Raw genomic sequence first — 16782 nt, 5'->3', positions numbered from 1 at the left:
AACCATGGCTAAATTAAAATGGACCGTCGCCAGCAAATCCGATCAGGGCAAAGTTCGATCCAACAATGAAGACAACCTACTGGTGGATGAATCGATAGGGCTGCTGGTTGTCGCCGACGGCATGGGCGGCCATCAATCCGGCGAGGTCGCCAGCAGGATGGCCACGCAAATCCTGGCCGAAAATCTCAAAAACTTGGTCAAATCCGGAGCCGTGCCGGAAAAAACAAATCCCAATGTATCCGCTCAAACCAACCAACTCGCTTTCTGCGTGCGTCTGGCCAATCAGGCGATTTTCGAGGCCTCCAAGCGTTACGCCCAGGATCGCGGCATGGGCACGACGCTGTCGGCCCTTTGGCTGCATGACGGCTACTGTTCGCTGGCGCACGTCGGCGACAGCCGCGCCTATATCGCCAGAAACGGGACTCTTGAGCAAATCACCCGTGATCATTCCCTAGTTATGGACCAAGTGCGGCAAGGTTTGATCACCCAGGAAGAGGCCGCGTCCTCGAATCTGCAACATGTGCTTTCGCGCGCCCTGGGCGTGGCTGAAACAGTCGAGGCGGACGCCGAGGAACACCCACTCATGGACGGTGATTTTCTGTTGCTTTGCACCGACGGCCTGACGCGCATGGTTTCCGAAAAAGAAATCAAAACCATCATCGACTCGGCCCGGAATCCCGATTCCATCAGCGAAACGTTGGTTGAGGCCGCCAATGCAGCGGGCGGCAAAGACAATGTCAGCGTGATCGTGGCGCTGATCGAAAAAGCCTCGTTTATTCAAAATCTGAAATCCAAATTTGCGAAATCTAAAAATCAACGCCCGGCTGCGGCGGACGGCCGGAGGTCATAAGCCATGCCTAAATTCCTTCTTAAATTCAACGCCGCAATAATAAAAGAAATCCCGGTCAACAAGGACTCAATGACCGTGGGCCGCAAAGACGACAACGATATCATCATCGATAACCCGGCGGTTTCCGGGCATCACTGCAAAATCTACCTTCAAAGCGACGTCTTCTTCGTCGAAGATTTAAATTCCACCAACGGCACGTATGTCAATGAGAAAAAAATCCTCAAGGCCGGCTTAAAAAACAACGACGCCATCGGCATCGTAAAACACGCGCTTGTTTTCATCGACGACCGTCCGAGCGCCGGCAGCGCTCAGGCGGCCAATCCCGAAGCCACGGTCGCCCTAAGCCAGACCTCGCAGGCTCAAATGGCCCAGGCAGCCGCCGCCTCCGCAAAAACCGAGACCACCGGCATATTAAGCGTGGTCAACGGCGTAGTCGACAAGCCGGAATACGAGCTCAATGGACTCTCCACTTATATCGGCAAATCGGAGAAGGTTCAAATCCCGGTTAAAGGCGGCATGTTCACTCCGGAAGTCGCGGCCATGATCGCGCGCCGCCCCGAAGGCTATTTCTTGATCGCGTTGAAACCCGGCTACCCCAAATTAAACGGCGCCAATGTCCAGGAACGCGAACTGCTGCATGAAGGAGATATGATTGAAATCAGCGGAACGACGTTTCGATTCGATTTGAAAAAACCTTAAAACCGCCGGGCCGAACTCTGGGATGCGCCGAAAGCATAGCTCGAGCTGAAGCCCTTGATCATAATGATCCCGCTGATGAAAACCAAAGCCACGCCGATAAACTGGAAGATATCCGATTGGACGCTGGTCGATACAAAACAATACAACGAACGCAAAAACAATCCCATTAAAACGCAGCAGTTCAAGAATCGAAGAAGCGACGGAGCGTTGCCCATGATCAACAGCTTGGCGATGCCGACGCCGAATCCGACCGTGCCTAAAAAACAAAGCACGATATCCGTGTAATTGCGGTGCCACCCAAATGTATGAATCCGTTCGACCGGCCGGGACTCGGAACGGTCCTGAAGCGCGATTGTTTCGCCCGCAACAGGCCTCTGAGGCGCATCGGCCAAAGGCAAGGACAAAGAGACATCCTCGCGGACGTTTCCAAGCAATTGAGGGCCGTTGTGGGAATCTTCAACGGTGGGCGGCAGGGGCAATTCCTTCTGCGCGGACTCGGGTTCGTTCCCGAATTGAGACAAAGCATCTTTTTCATAGCCTTGGAACAGTTGCTCCAAATCACCATCGCCGGAAGAAGAAGTAACCGGAGGGACCTCGGGCAAATCCACGGCCTCCTGTTTCGCCGATGAAGGCGCCGCTTCCGGAGGTTTCATGATGGATTCTTGCGGTTGAGTCTGCATCTGGATATCGGGTTGAGCCGGGACAAAGACGGCGTTGACGGCCCGAAGAAAAACATGCTTGGCGCCGAAACTGATTTGAATCAGGCCGAGCAAAGCTAATAGAGTCACGACTATTTCCCGAACTCTTAAATTACCCCAAGTCGGCCGGTGCAAAACCATAAAAACGACTAAAAAGACCCGGAATTGCTTGAGCCTTTCGAACTGCCCCAATAGCCAAGACTTCATTGCCTTAACCCCCAGACTGGCTTAATTGTAAGGGACAAATGAGAAAAATGCCACTGTGCTTTTGAGCACAGACCATTAGGGACCATAGTCCTAGTATAAAATCGGGACCAAAGGCCCTAGGTCCGCAGGCTAGGGCAGGCCATAATTAAATCGTGACAAGGCTTTTAGCCTGTATCGTTCTTTTGTTCCCGATGCTCGCCTGGGGGAATCCGCCCGGCGCTGCCTGCGATCTCTGCGGCCGGGACCATACGCGGATGGAGCGCAGCATCAACGAAGCCTTCGGCGATCAACCGCGGATTCGTCCCAACGCCGCACGCACAACATTGATCCAACGCCGCACCCCAGCGGGCCCAGTGCGGCCTGACGGCACGGTTTTGCTTGATGAAACCCTTCTTGAAGAAACACAAACCAGAACTCCGGTGCTCGGCACCTGCAGGGAAAACGACTGGGGTGAACGCTGGTGCCGCGCTTCCTGCCTTATTGAAACCAGGAAACGCTTTCAACGCAGGTACCAAATCGTCAACCGAGAACGCTTCGTCGCCCATCGAGAAACTGCCGCTCGACGCCCTCGCGAACGCCGCGATGCCATGCTCGGCTTAATGACCCTGGGCATCGGCAATGTGATCGAAGCCATCGTTGACCCTTCGTCTGCCGAAGAAATCGAACAGGCCGCGGCCTTGGCCCGAACGCAGGCCGAACAAATGCCCGAAATTTTTACGGCCGAAGAGATCGAGGAACGCCGCACCCATGAACGCTACGACGGCATCATCAACGGTCAATATTGGGAGCAAGCCCAATCCTCGGTCTGTCAAAACGACCGGCCGTACTGACGAAAACCAGCAAAAAATCTAATTGCTAAAATAGTTCCCACCGTCATAACCATGATAAAAATATCGCTTTGGGCGGCCATTATTTCATTGTCTGCTTTGCCTATTTTTGCCCAGGATGACGGCGCTGCCCGCCCCGTGCCCAGGGACCAAGCCAATTTGGAGGAGACTCAACGGCGCAGGGATGAAGCCAGAAGACAGGCTGAGGAAGAGGCCCGCCGCCAAAGAGCCCGGCAGCATTACGAAAGCGTCACCGGCACCCCGCACCCGTCTTCACCCAGGTATTACGATCATCTGGTCAACGGCGGATCATCCAGTCAATCCAGACCTAACCCAAGCCCGTCGCCTGCCGGTCCCATCCCGTCTCCTTCGTCAAGGAATTCCGGCTCCAGCCCAGGCCCGGGAACTTCTCTTGCTCCCAGAACCCCGGTTATATCCCCGAATTTATTGCGCCGTCCGACGTTGGAACCAAGTTTGCGTCAACAAATCGATGTTCTTGACGCGGAGCGAAACAGAGCGTTGCAGCGTGGCGAAGAGGAACGAATTCAACGGGAACGCGAGAGAATAAACAGGCTGTTGCGCAATCCTGCGGTCCCGGCTCCCGGGGATCGTGCGAACCGGCGTCCGGCAGCAAGAAGCCGGTCCGGATCAGGGAGCGCCGGGCAGCCCGCGCCTCGAATTGATGAGGAAACCATCCGCAATATTAGCGAAGGCGTGGCCAGAGAGGCTCAGATGAGACAGCGTATGGAGCGATCAAGGATTCAATCGCTTCCCGCTACCCCGCCACCTAGCCCAAGGGGAAACTCCCGATCAAAAGCGGATACCGCGAGTACGCAAGAAGCAATAGAGAAAGCAAGCCAACCCGCGCGCATATCATCGGAAAGAGCCAGGGCAATCCGCGATTTAACTGTGCGATCAGCCCAAGCTTTTCGTGGCCAGCCTTATGGCTGGAATGGCTGCGCTCTTAAAAGCGCTCCCGGCGGTTTAGATTGCAGCGGATTCGCTTATCAGATTCTTTTTGGGCGTCAGCCTACAGGTAAGAAAAGAAACGCTGATGGTTATTTCCAAGAGGCCCGCCGTCTAAATGCCGTACTTGCTGATGGTGAGATGCCTCAGCCGGGCGACATTTTCTTCAGAGAAAATTCCGGCAGCATTAACCACATTGGATTCATCCAAGACTGCCGACGAACCGGCGCTCATACCATGGAATGTACCGTTATTCACGCCAATGGTACCCCTCGGATCAGAACTCATGACGGAAGAGAGTTGACCACCTATGAGGAAACCAGGGAATACAGACGCAATCACCACGTGTCTTCTGATATGGAAATTGAAGGGAAGTGTGCGCCGAGCGTCACGTTTGATGAAATAAGTTGCACAATTCAACAGGAACAAAATCCTTGGACTTTTACTTTTCAAAACGGCCAATGGCATAGAATAATTCAACCAAGAACTGGCCCTCGCCGCACCGAACCGCACCACTTTGCCGATTCTCTGAGAATGCGCGGTTTGGAGGAAGGCCGATGATAAAAAATTCAAAAATTTTGTTTTTGATCCTTGCGGCGGCCCTTGTTTCCTGCTCAAAGGTGGAAGATAAAATCCATGATCTTTTTTCGTCCTCAAAAAAGGGTTTGATCATCACCCCCAGCGGGGGTCTATACAAATCCGAAGAGGACTGGAAAAATGCCGACAGAACCAGATTTGGGGAAAAAAGGTATCTCCAACTGCACGAGCGCGCCATCCGCTCGGCTGAGGATTGGAAGAATTATATCCTCGCAATTTTTCCCGAAGCCAAAGAAAGTCCTCCGGGTTCAATTAAGCCTTATCCCTGGGCTCTTAACGAGAGGTCGTTCGTTCTTTATCACGATTTTCTCAACACCGGAAAACCAACGGCTGTTTTCATTGAAACCATGCCCAATCTGCCCAAAATCAGAACTCTTGTCGTTAGCGAATGGGACAAGGACCAATGGAATAAACTTTTAAGAATGGACGAAAACGGCAGAAAAACCCCTTATGTCTCTTTTGATTATGCCCGCTCCGGGGAATATAAGGGTTTTGGGATAAGATTATTCGATCACTTCCGTCCTGACGATAAAAAATATTTTGGTTTTCAAGAATCTGATAACGTCAGCTGGCATACCGATGTTCAGCGCTACTGCTTCAGCGACACGGCAGGCCCGGGCGACACCCTGGAATCCATGGAAGAATTTGAGAAATCTATAATTTGTAATCAAAAAGATTTAAAGAGGGCGTTTCCAGAAAAACCCGAATCATCTGACAAATGAACATTAAGCATCCGCCGGCGATCAAGAAGAACCCGCTAGTGGTTCAAGCCTGCCGCGGGCAAAAGACAGAGCGGACGCCCGTCTGGTTCATGCGCCAGGCTGGGCGCTACATGGAAGAGTACCGCAAAGTCAGGAAAAAATGGACGATCAAGGAAATCGCCAAGACGCCGGAATTGGCGGCGCAGGTGACGATTGATCCCGTCGGCAAGTTAGGCGTTGACGCCGCGATTTTATTTTCGGACATTTTGCTGTTGGCCGAACCCATGGGCTTTAAGCTGGAATACACCGAAGGGGAGGGGCCGGCCTTTCATAATCCAATTCGCGAGCCAGACGATATCCGCAGGATTCCCGAAATCGACGCCGCGCAAGAAATGAAATTCACAGCCGACGCGGTGCGCCTGATCCGCAAAAATTTGCCGCCGGAAAAAGCGCTGATCGGATTCGCCGGCGCGCCGTTTACCCTGGCCAGTTATCTGATCGAAGGGGGACACTCAGACAACTATCTTAAAACCAAGAATCTGATGCGCCAAGATCGGACTCTCTGGACCATGCTGATGGAAAAACTCAGCCGCGCCGTCACCGATTTATGCCTGATCCAGGTTCAAGCCGGCGCGGACATCATCCAGATTTTCGACAGCTGGGCCGGCTGCCTGGCGCCCGGCGATTATGAAGAATTCGTCCTCCCCCACGTGCGAAAAATTGTCGCGGCTCTTCAAGCGCAAAGCGTCCCCGTGATTTATTTCAGCACAGGCACGGGCGGCTGCATCGAACTCCTCAAGAAAACTCAAGCCGACGTCATCAGCGTTGATTGGCGCGTTTCACTCGGTGAAGCCTGGCGGCGCCTGGATTACGAAACCGCCGTTCAAGGCAATCTCGATCCCGCCGCTTTATTCGGCCCTCACGAATATATCGAGCGCCGCGTGCGCACGATTTTAGACGAGGCCGATGAACGGCCGGGGCATATTTTCAATCTAGGCCACGGCATTCTTCAACATACGCCGGTCGACAATGTGAAACTGGTCGTCGACCTGGTTCACAAAATTTCTTTCAAGGAGCGCTAGGCATGACCCCAATGGCGGCAACGACGGAAAAACAGACGACGGGCGTTCTACTGATGGCCTATGGAGCGGCCCAATCCCTTGAAGAAATCGGACCCTATCTCTTAGACATCAGGGGCGGCCGCCCGGTCAGCCAAGAGCTGATTGATGAAGTTCAAGAACGCTATCGGGCGATGGGGGGAAAGTCTCCCTTGCTCTCCATCACTAAAGACCAGGCTCTGGCCCTGCAGAAAAAACTTCCTCAAGCCAAAGTTTTCATCGGCATGCGCCATTGGCACCCTTACATCAAAGACACGGTCGCTCAAATGGCGCAGGAAGGCTTCAAAAAAATTACGGCCTTGTGCCTGACCCCCTACTACTCGAAGCTGAGCGTCGAGGCTTACCGGAGCAAATTAAATGAAGCGATCAACAATTTGAAACCCCGCCCTCAAATCCGCTTGATCGAACGATGGCATACGCAGCCTCTTCTCATCGAGGCCTTTGCGGAAAAACTTCGGGCCGCCCTGATGAAATTTCCAAGCAAAAATAAATCGGAGGTTGCGGTTATTTTTTCCGCGCACAGCCTGCCGCAAAAAATTTTGGAATGGAAAGATCCTTACCCCGGTGAACTCCTGGAAACGGCCCGCTTGGTCGCTCAACATGCGGGCGTCCCGCCCGGACGCTGGTATTTCGCTTATCAAAGCCAGGGGCGAACGCCGGAGCCTTGGCTGGGACCCGACGTCCGCGAAATGCTCGAACAACTAGCCCAGCGCGGCGTTAAAAATATCATCGTGGATCCCATCGGTTTTATTTCCGACCATATGGAAACCCTTTACGATGATGATATTCTCTACAAAAAAATTGCCGAATCCTTGGGAATAAAATTCGTCCGGGCCGAATCCCTCAACACCTCGCCCACCTTCATCGGGGCTTTAGCTGCCGCGATCAAACAAAAACCGGCGTAAGTCTTCAGTAACTTCGACACTTCGGGCCGGATGGCGCAAAATACAAACTGCTTATGGATAATTTCATAAAAAACCGCCAAAATAATATAGTTGGATGCAAGATGAGCAAAAAAATACTTGTTGTCGATGACGAAGAATCCATCTGCGAGCTGCTGCGCGTCGCGCTTGCAAGGGAAGGTTTCGAAATTTTAACCGCAAAAAACGGCAAAGAAGCGTTAAGCATCGTCCTGTCTTCGTCCCCTGATTTGATTCTTCTCGATCTAATGCTGCCCAATATGAGCGGCTTTGAAGTGCTGCGCGAACTTCAGCGGCCTGATATGAACAGGGTCCCCGTCATCGTGTTCACCGGCCGCTATACCGATAACTCAACGCAGGATTTGATCCGGCAGGAAACGAATGTGGTTGAATTTCTTCAAAAGCCCTTAAACACAGCGGCCCTGGCAACCAGGGTTCATACGATTTTAAAAACCGCCCCTCCGCTTAGATAAAAGACTAAATCGCTTCCAGCAGCATAGCCGAAGCCCACGAAAACGGGCCCTCGGAACGATAAAGCCACCGCCGCGCAGGCAAGGACGTTAGCGGATCATAAACTTCACAGACCATGGCGTCGCGCTCAAGAATTTTTTGCACGGCCTCGATCAAACGATTTTCTTGCGTTCGACGGCCCATTTTGCGCTCGACTTGAACGCTCAGAGCCGACTGCCACATCCAAACCATGGAGTCATGGTAATCGCTAACTCCGGCAAAAAGAGCATGGGGCTCGATCTCGCGCCAAGAGTAGGGGGGGACCGTGCAACGCGGACCCGACGGCGTCCAAACATTCATCTGATCCATTGCTTTTAGAATTCGATTGCTCCGCGAACCATCGACAAAATCCCATAAAATTGCGAACAAATTGCCGTCCGAAGATAATTGCCGCGAGGTTTCGGTGTTTCGAAAATAACCCGCGTCCTCAATCCAAAAAAAACGTTCGACATTTTCTTTAAGCCGGGCCGCCTGCTGATTCCACGACTCGGCCTCATCGAAATTGCGCGTTGCTGCGGCGATCCGAGACAACGACAAACACGCTTTCCAATAAATAAGATTGGTAAAAAACACTCGCCCCCTGCGCGCGATCACCGTGTCTTGAAAATCGGCGCAAGGCGGCTGCGCGATCAATCCGTCCTTTAAAAGGCCCTGATAAAATTCAAGCCCGCGTTTTAATGCCGGATAATATCGAACGGCGAAATCAACATCGCCGGAAGCCTTTAAATAAAGCTCCGCGGCATAGGTCAATAAAAGACCCGAATCAATCGCAATAACAAAATGCTGATTCGTGTAATAGGGCTTTAAACGGCCTTCGAAAGGAAGCCTTAAGCCCAGGCTGGCGGCCGCCACCCGGATATACCAGGGCAGCGTATCCAAGATATGCGGAAATAAACCGCTGGGTTTTTGGAAGGCTAAAAACGCCTCCAACGTATCCCGAACGACACCGGTTTCGCCAAGCTTAATCAGGCCGCCGGCCGTAAATCCGAAATCCCTGGCCCAGACCGTTCTAAACTGCTTGGCGCCGGCGGTCACGACATGCCGGCTTCGGCCGTCAGGTCCTTGCGCTTTTCTGATATTGCTGCGCAAAGATTTTGCGGCGATATCCAGGATTGTTTTTTTCAAATCTGAGTGTTCAGCAATCACGCCGGAATTATATCAGGAAGATTCAATATAACGCAGCATTTGACATCCCCCTGCTCATATTTATTACTTTGCATAATTTCTATTATGTTAAATATTATTGGATACGTATTTAACAACCCATTCTAGACTCAATCGCAATTTATATTCAAAAATGCCTGGAAATAAGCTTATTTACCTACATTATTCATATGCTTTGTAAGAATTTCAAAGTTAGCAGTCTCATTTAATTAGAATAACGCCGACCGATGCGGCAAAGATGAAAAACAAGTTTTGAAATTTAGGGTATCCGGGTATTAAAAAATAAAGATTCTGGGCGTTCGAAAAAACCCATCAAAGGGTCCTCTGGGGTGTCATTAAGCAAGGTTTCAAAACTCGAATTTCAAGGTATCCGGATACCCCAAAAAACAAGTTTTAAAATAGACAAAAACCCATACCTGGAAAAGACCGGGATAGGGGTCTAAAAAACCATCAAAGCCGGGTTTCGAAAAACCCCTGAAACCCAGCCTCGGAGCAGCCTAAAAACCGTTGGTTTCATGGTCCCAAAAACGGGGAAAGAAGGCTGCAAAAAACCACCAAAAGCCGGCCCTATTCCCCCGCCTCAACAACCAAAAATCAAAAGGCTCAGGCTGATCAGAATCCAAAAGGCCATACTGGACCCCGAAAAAATGCCGACAAATCACAGAATAGAAAATAGAAAAAACCCTGCAAACCCAATGAAAAAAAATTAGAAAAAAAGGGGAACCCGGATTTTTTGAAACTGACTGAATTAAAGCCGGTTATCAGATGCGCAGAAAACCGTTTGATGGTCTATGCTCTTCGACCCCAAAGCGCCCAACCGATAGCCGCATATCCTCCCAGAATCAGGAACGGCGCCAAATGACTCGCCCAGTTCTGCCCTGCGGGGTCGGCCCGAGACAACACAATGAATCCTGCGGCAACGGTTAATATTCCCCCCGCTATGATCTTCCATTGTCCGGAGGTCCACAGAGGCTTAGCCGGCGGAACCTGAGCCGGCGCAACCGTTTCCTGGGCCCTTTTATCTTTCTTCTTGCTCATGTTGCTCTCTCATTGAAACAAAAAGTATTGAACGACGGAGCCATATAAAACTCCCCCGTTGCTGGCCGTTCTCTTGGCCCATTCCAAAGTAAAGAAAAATGGGAATGTCTCCAAAATGAACGTGTTGAACCTGAGCCCGAAACCGGCCGAATGCAAAATATCCGTCTTTCGGCGGGCTTGCCGATCGCGCCAGAAATCTTCGGTTTCATCATCCCAACGCACGCCCTGATCGCTGAAGAGGTTCAAATAAATATTTTTGATGTAAAAATCAGGAAAGATATACCACATGTGATAATTAACGTCCGGGAACAGAGGGAACCGTAATTCCAAATTATTGACCAATGTCCCCCTTTTCTTGGCTGAATCCGGCTCCCTGGCGTAGCCGCGCACGCCGCCTTGACCGGTCAACGGGAATACCTCATAGCTTGGGCCGTAGCTTCTGTTGAATTCGAAACGGGAGGCGACCGCGGAATCCTTGCCGATCGGGATGAATTGATGCCACTCCGCGAATTTCGAAACATAATCCAAATCAAATTCAAACATGGGCACGGCGCGGCGCACGCCCAAGGCCAAGCGTGAGCCTTTGGTCACGACTAAATAGGGCCCCGTAGTCGTGTCCCTCACGAATTGCCCGATCAAGCGTAAATCCTGAAGATTGGTCAAGGCCACCGGATCGGATGGGAACGTATGATAACGCTCGACGAATTGAGTCCCCGCTTCAATGCGATGCTGCCGATCGAGGGGGTAGCTGACGAACATGGCCTGAAGATGCTCTTTCTTCCTTAAGTCTTCCCCCTTATCGCTGACCAGGAAGGGATCACGGTAATGAGAGCCTTTAAAAACAAATTGCAGTTCGGGCCGGAACCGGGCGAATGAGTAGCCGATGCTGTAATCGAGAATTCCCGAACCGGAGTTCAGCAGCAGATTCGTGCCCATATTGTGATAACCGAGCATGTCGGAGCCCTGCCAGTAGGCGAAAGCGAAAAACCCTCCCTGAGTCGAAAAGAAAAACGCCGGAAAAAAAAGATCCGTGCCGAAGCGCGGGCGATAAGGCCCTTTGTAATCGAGCTGGGGTAATTCTTTTTCGATCCGTTTCGCCGGTTTTTGCGCGACGGCCATGACCTGGGTTTTATCCTCGGACGACAGAGCGTCGAACGTTCCCCTGTAAGCGTGAACCTCGCCGTCGCGGAAACCGGCGAACAGAATGTCCCCGTTTAAATAATTTGGAGAAAAAGCGCCGCCGATCACGCGGGTTCGCCGGGTGATTTTATTCCCCTCAAGATTCAACTCGTAGAGATCCCACGTGCCGTCCTCATCCGATACGAATAGAATCCGCTTGCCGTCCGGCGAAACGGCGGGCTCCTTTTCGATGTGCGGCCCCTGGGTTAACGATTCGGCGATCCCGGAATCCTTGCGCCAGAGATACAGGTCCCTATTGGGGAACCCTTGGGATGAAATACCGACCTCCGTGCTGTAAATCAAACCGGAGCCGTCCGGAAGAAAAGCCGGATCGTCGTCATCCTGGGGATCGGAGGTGATCCGTTCGGCGATTTTTTGCCGGGTAAGATCGACGATGTAAAGGTCGTAAAAGCCGTTGTCCATTCCCCCCAACGCCACGCGATTAGGATCAGCCGGATCCGGAGCCGGACTTTTGAGGGCTGAAAATTCCGAAAACTGATACCTCTTGAGGTCTTTTGAATTCCGGTCATAACGGTACAAATAATCTTTGAGGTTTTTTTCGCCGATGAAATAAAGGTACCGGCCGTCGGCGGAAACGGAAAGGTTTCTGTTGTCTAAAGCAATCCAATCGAGCTGGCGAAAATTCCTGCCGACTAAAGCCGATTTTCTCCCGCTTTTTAAATCAAGCTCGTAAACGGCCGGGTAACCTTCCCTCATGCCGATAAAAAAAATCCGCCCTCCATCCGGAGAGGCCGCCGGGCTCCAATTAAACACGGGGACCGGCGGCTCGGCAGCAGTCAGGCGCGGACCGTACTTCGTAGGCTCATCGAGGCGTTTGGCCGGCTCGCCGTATTTTTCCTCAAGCCACTCCCGAAAATTGCGGTCGAAGCGCTCGTCGTCAAGGCCCAACACGTCGATGAGAACGCTCGCGGCATCGAAACGTTCCCGGTACGATTTAAACAGCTTGCCCAGTTTGTCGCGGCCGTACTCCTCAACAATGAATTCCATCATGGTGCCGCCCTGCTTGTAGGCCTTGGTGACTTGATTGGGCTTTAGATGATTAAAATTGTGCAAATCGCGCACGGAAAAAGCCGGCGACGTTTGGCTGGTGGCTGCATCGCGGGCATACATCAGGTCCGTGGCCGTGTCGATATTGCCGGAAGCATATTCAGCGGAACCCTCCATCAGCCACAAAGGATAAAGAATGGATTTCAAAAGCCGCGCCGATTTCCAAAAACCCTCGTTCAAGATGGCGAACTGAACCTCGTGGGTGAATTCGTGGAAGATAACGTGTTTGAGCCAAGCCATGGACCCGTTGTTAAAGATAAGCAGCCTGTCCTTAAAAGCTTCGGTCACGCCGCCGGTGCCTTCGCCGATATTCACGATGCGCGTTTGTTCGAATTCGTTGTGATTTGTGTAGAGGAAAAAAGGCAGCTTCTTGTTGGGCTTGGCGTCTAGAAGATCCGTGACATCGGCGTAGGCCGCCTCAAGGTAACGCGCGCATTCTTCAAGCAGAAGCGGATTCTCTTCATAGTAATGGATTTTAAAATGGTCGGTTTCCCAAATCTTATAGGGATATTTGCGGGTCAGCAGGCGATTTTTGCCGAAGGCCTGGGCTCCGGCCTCGTTAACCGGCCACAGACCCGCAACTGTAATAAGAAAAAAAAGGGCTAGTGATTGGAAACGCAATTATCCGTTTCGGCCCTTTGCCTTCGGCGCTCTTCCTTGGGTGGAACGCCGGCCGGGGCCTTTTGATTTCTTCATCTGCTTTAAAATCCCGCCCGCGAGCTTGTTTTTGGCGTCCACATCAAGAAGTTTCTGCGCCGTGGCTTCGATGCTTTCAAGATCGGGAGTCGGCGCGCTTTTTAGACAAGTCAATTTTCCCTCAAGAACGGCCGTTTCCTTTGAAGCATCCAACGTGACCCCCAGCGTTTCATCATAATAAGGCAATGCTTCCGGACAGCGGCTTAAATGCCGCAGAGATTCGGCTAAAAAATAAGAAATATCTTTTGAGTAATGATTATTCTGGCCCCTCAAACCTTCTAGAAGCGATTTGGCTTTTTCCCAATCTTTCAGTTTGAACGAAGCGAGAGCCAAATTCTCAATGATGACCGGGTCGTTGCGATATGATTTTTTAAGCGCCAATAAACGCTCGTAAAAAGCCGCGCTTTGAGCGTACTCCTCAAGTTCGAAATGCACGCGCGCCGCCCCCAAAATCGCGACCGGATCATTGGGCTGATTTCTTAAATACCGATCGTATTCGCCCGCGGCAAAGGGTTTCAAACCCACGGTGTCATAAAGAACAGCCAGGTAATAGGGGATGCGGCCATCGACGCTGCCGTAATCCCTGGCGGCTTCAAGACGATTCAGGGCTTCGACGGCATGCTCCCGGCCCAAGGCATAATAAGCGATGCCCGAGGCCGCCAAAGCCGCCAAATCGGTGGGATCGGTTTCCAAGGCCTTCTGCGCTTCTGCAAGCGCCTTTTCGATTTGCCCACGCGCCGGGAACTCCTGCGTCTGCCTGGGGAAGAATCCGGGGTCAGCGAAGCGCTCAAACGACGCGGCCGTAGCCTTGGCTCGAATGAAACCCGGCAAATAAACGGCCAGCATTCCGCTGGTCAGGCCCAAAACAAAAATCGCCACGGCCCAGACCGCGTTTTCACGCGCCAATGCGCTCAACCGTTGATGAGCGCTTAACGGCTGTTGCTTAAGGTGACTCAACGCTGCCTCCCTCCGGCGTGTCCCCTTCCTCGGCTTCTTCGGATGGATTCAAGATTTGTCCCAAGCTAAACGGCTGGCTTTCCTTCGAATACTGCCGCACCATATCCGGCATCATCTTGTCCTCGAATTTCTTCGGAGACAGAATCACGCGGATATTTTCACGGTCAACGCGGATAATCGTGGCCTTGATCTTGGTGCCTTCTTTAGGCGGCGTGTCTTTGACCGTCTCTCCGGCGGGCACGAAAGCTTCGCGCTTGATCCCGTCGATGCGCACGAAGCAGCCCCCGTTGGGCAGAACCTTGCTGACCGTTCCTTCGATCACCGATCCCCGGCGGAATTTGGCTTCCAAAGCGTCCGCAGGATGAGGCTCGACCGCGCGGCGGCTGACCAAAAAGCGCTCGGCCTGCTCGTCTTTTTTCATGACTTTGACCTCAAGGGTTTCCCCCACCCTGAACCGGCGCCTTAAATCCGCTTTGGGATACCAGGAAGCTTCGGTTTGTGGAAGATGGGCCTCAACGCCCGAAACATCCATCCTAAGACCCTCTGGGGTAATTTCCCTGATCTTGGCGGTCAGGGTATCGCCCTCTTTGGCCGAGGTCAATGTTTCACGCCTCAAAACTTCCTTCATTTCAATGGCGACTTTCTTTCGCGAGACGAGCACCAGCCCGTCGCCGCGCATATCCAGAATCTTGACCTGGACCCGGCGGCCCAGCCAACGATGAATCGGCCTGGGATCATCCGTATCCAATTCAGCCAAAGGCATTTCAGCCGGATAGGGCACCAGCTTCCACAATTTAGCCGGGATGCCGGCCGGCAGGCCTGCCGAGGCATCGGGTTCGACATCAAGCCCGACAAAAAACCCGTCCCCCCGGCGTCGGAAAATTTGGGCGTCCAAACGCTGATTTTCCTGCTGATAGCGGCGAAGCCGCTGCACTTGAAGCGAACGCACGGCATATTTCAACGAAAGAAGAGGTCCGAAGCCCTCCTGAGGAGCGCCGGAACGCACAACCGGCAGCAGCGCCCCCGGTTCCAAAGACAGCCCCTGGGGCACCTCGCCGGCCTTCAAGCGCCCTTCCAGCTTCAATCCGATGTCCATCAGATAATAGTCTTCATGCTTGGACACCACCCGTCCGACCGTGATATCGCGGGACCCTGCTGAAACATGCGTTTCAGTCGTCGCCTCAAAAAGCTTGGCAAAATCTTCTTCGCCTTCTTCGATCGGTTTATTCTCATCCAGACTCATGGGTTCCTCCTAAAGCAGCCAATTCTCGAACTTTATCTAAAACTTTTTTGGCGATTTCATCCGGATCGCCGTCGGGCGCGACCGGAGCGCCGAAGCGCACATAAACCTTTTGGCCGAATTTTGGGAATACGCCGAATTCCGAAATATAAGCCGGGATAACAGGGACCCCCGTCTTAGCCGCCAAAAAGCCCACGCCCGGCAGAAAACGCTCCAGCTTATTTTCCCTTTTTCTGGTCCCCTCTGGGAAGAGACCCAACAACTCGCCCCGGCGCAACAAAACCATGGCGCGCTTCAAGGCTCCAACATCCGAACCCTGGCGGTACAAGCGCATGGCGCCCAATCTCGATATCAAATAAGCCAACGCCGGATTTTCAAAGAGTTCGGCTTTGGCCAAAAAATAAGCCGGACGCACGCGCGCTATGGCCGTCCCTAAAAATTGCGGGTCCCAAACGCTTTTGTGATTAGCGGCCACGATGGCGCCGCCTTGACGCGGCACATATTCAAGCCCGCTCACCTGCCAGCGGGATTGGAACCAAAACAACGATTCGAAGATCACTTGGGCGGCCCCGTGGATGACCCGCGAAATCTTAGGAGTTTCTTCTGGCACCCGCGTTTCGTTGTTTTCGGTGTCGGTAGAGTTCAATGATTTTATCGGCAACGTCATGGAGAGTCAAATGCGTGGTATCTAAAACCACCGTGCCCGGGGAAAGGCGCCGGGGCATGATTTTTTTCTTGCGCTCCCTTAAATCCCGGATGCGCACAGCTTCCTGAATGGCGTGGAGTTTGACGCGCTTGCCATCGCCGATGAGCTGATGATAGCGCCTCTTGGCCCGCTCCTCGACGGGCGCGTCCAAAAAAATCCTCAGGCCGGCTTCCGGGGCCACATGGGTGGTGGTATCCCGGCCCTCGAGCACGGCCGAGCCCTTCAAGGCCAATTCGCGCTGGAGCCGGCGCAACACGAGGCGCACGGCCGGAATCTGAGCCACGGTAGGAGTCAAGCGCGAAACCCGTTCGCTGCGCAGTTCGCGGCCCAGTTCCTTGCCGTCCAAGCGGATTTTCAAACTTCCGTCGTGAACATGAAAACGCCAATCCATGCGCTTTCTCAAAAAACGGGTAACGGCGCGCTGATCCCTGATGTTGACGCCGTCGCGCAGCGCGCGCCAAGTCAACGCCCGGTACATGTCTCCGGTGTTGACGAACAAAAAATCAAGCCTCTTGGCGATCAAACGCGCGACCGTGGATTTGCCGACGCCCGCGGGACCGTCGATGGCCACGACGGTCGCCAATGAATTTCCAGCTTGAGTTGTTGTTTTTTTGGTCGACACAGCCGCCGTCTTAGGGTCC

At 52.7% G+C, this 16782-nt stretch carries 16 protein-coding genes; 8 read left to right on the top strand and 8 right to left on the bottom strand.

Translation table 11 applies throughout. The features are described 5' to 3' along the window. The first annotated feature begins 4 nt into the window (after positions 1-4). The gene (locus tag HYT79_02295; protein ID MBI2069407.1) at positions 5-850 is read left to right on the top strand and encodes a Stp1/IreP family PP2C-type Ser/Thr phosphatase; all 846 of its coding nucleotides are present in this window, start codon (positions 5-7) and stop codon (positions 848-850) included. A 3-nt stretch (positions 851-853) separates the two neighbouring features. After that, positions 854-1549, top strand: a complete 696-nt coding sequence (locus tag HYT79_02290) for an FHA domain-containing protein (GenBank protein ID MBI2069406.1) — start codon at positions 854-856, stop codon at positions 1547-1549. On the opposite strand, the gene HYT79_02285 is transcribed toward HYT79_02290, so the two are convergent. Further along, positions 1546-2454 (bottom strand): hypothetical protein, encoded by a 909-nt coding sequence (locus HYT79_02285; protein ID MBI2069405.1) that lies wholly within the window; start codon positions 2452-2454, stop codon positions 1546-1548. The two genes, HYT79_02290 and HYT79_02285, sit on opposite strands and share 4 nt — an antisense overlap. Before the next feature lie 152 nt (positions 2455-2606). Between HYT79_02285 and HYT79_02280 the strand changes: the two genes are divergently transcribed. The 6 genes from HYT79_02280 to HYT79_02255 all read left to right on the top strand — a co-directional run bounded on the left by HYT79_02280 (position 2607) and on the right by HYT79_02255 (position 8056). Beyond that, complete coding sequence (locus tag HYT79_02280; protein ID MBI2069404.1) at positions 2607-3284, top strand: hypothetical protein; 678 nt, start codon at positions 2607-2609, stop codon at positions 3282-3284. A gap of 51 nt (positions 3285-3335) precedes the next feature. Next, the gene (locus HYT79_02275; GenBank protein ID MBI2069403.1) at positions 3336-4808 is read left to right on the top strand and encodes a C40 family peptidase; all 1473 of its coding nucleotides are present in this window, start codon (positions 3336-3338) and stop codon (positions 4806-4808) included. Beyond that, the gene (locus tag HYT79_02270; GenBank protein MBI2069402.1) at positions 4805-5566 is read left to right on the top strand and encodes a hypothetical protein; all 762 of its coding nucleotides are present in this window, start codon (positions 4805-4807) and stop codon (positions 5564-5566) included. The genes HYT79_02275 and HYT79_02270 overlap by 4 nt, the downstream gene beginning before the upstream one ends. Further along, the gene (gene hemE / locus HYT79_02265) at positions 5563-6627 is read left to right on the top strand and encodes a uroporphyrinogen decarboxylase (GenBank protein ID MBI2069401.1); all 1065 of its coding nucleotides are present in this window, start codon (positions 5563-5565) and stop codon (positions 6625-6627) included. The genes HYT79_02270 and hemE overlap by 4 nt, the downstream gene beginning before the upstream one ends. Before the next feature lie 2 nt (positions 6628-6629). Continuing rightward, positions 6630-7568, top strand: coding sequence for a ferrochelatase (locus HYT79_02260; protein MBI2069400.1), 939 nt, complete (start codon positions 6630-6632; stop codon positions 7566-7568). A 101-nt stretch (positions 7569-7669) separates the two neighbouring features. Next, positions 7670-8056, top strand: coding sequence for a response regulator (locus HYT79_02255; protein MBI2069399.1), 387 nt, complete (start codon positions 7670-7672; stop codon positions 8054-8056). Between the two features lie 4 nt (positions 8057-8060). Here HYT79_02255 and HYT79_02250 read toward each other — a convergent pair whose 3' ends face one another. The 7 genes from HYT79_02250 to cmk form a co-directional block, all read right to left on the bottom strand. Then, a complete protein-coding gene (locus tag HYT79_02250; GenBank protein ID MBI2069398.1) occupies positions 8061-9239 on the bottom strand; it encodes a hypothetical protein in 1179 nt (392 codons plus the stop codon). Positions 9240-10046: 807 nt separating this feature from the next. Then, the gene (locus HYT79_02245; GenBank protein MBI2069397.1) at positions 10047-10295 is read right to left on the bottom strand and encodes a hypothetical protein; all 249 of its coding nucleotides are present in this window, start codon (positions 10293-10295) and stop codon (positions 10047-10049) included. Between the two features lie 9 nt (positions 10296-10304). After that, positions 10305-13163, bottom strand: a complete 2859-nt coding sequence (locus tag HYT79_02240; protein MBI2069396.1) for a PD40 domain-containing protein — start codon at positions 13161-13163, stop codon at positions 10305-10307. Beyond that, complete coding sequence (locus HYT79_02235; GenBank protein MBI2069395.1) at positions 13164-14195, bottom strand: tetratricopeptide repeat protein; 1032 nt, start codon at positions 14193-14195, stop codon at positions 13164-13166. Next, positions 14182-15438 carry a 30S ribosomal protein S1 gene (locus HYT79_02230; GenBank protein MBI2069394.1) on the bottom strand — a complete coding sequence of 419 codons (1257 nt, stop codon included), beginning with the start codon at positions 15436-15438 and terminating at the stop codon, positions 14182-14184. The genes HYT79_02235 and HYT79_02230 overlap by 14 nt, the downstream gene beginning before the upstream one ends. Further along, a complete protein-coding gene (locus HYT79_02225) occupies positions 15425-16045 on the bottom strand; it encodes a 1-acyl-sn-glycerol-3-phosphate acyltransferase (GenBank protein ID MBI2069393.1) in 621 nt (206 codons plus the stop codon). Before HYT79_02225 ends, HYT79_02230 begins: the two co-directional genes overlap by 14 nt. Beyond that, positions 16026-16763 carry a (d)CMP kinase gene (gene cmk / locus HYT79_02220; GenBank protein MBI2069392.1) on the bottom strand — a complete coding sequence of 246 codons (738 nt, stop codon included), beginning with the start codon at positions 16761-16763 and terminating at the stop codon, positions 16026-16028. The genes HYT79_02225 and cmk overlap by 20 nt, the downstream gene beginning before the upstream one ends. Positions 16764-16782: the final 19 nt, after the last annotated feature.

The organism is Elusimicrobiota bacterium, assembly GCA_016180815.1.
Classification (GTDB): domain Bacteria; phylum Elusimicrobiota; class Elusimicrobia; order JACQPE01; family JACQPE01; genus JACPAN01.
This window is presented reverse-complemented; position numbering and strand designations above follow the sequence as displayed.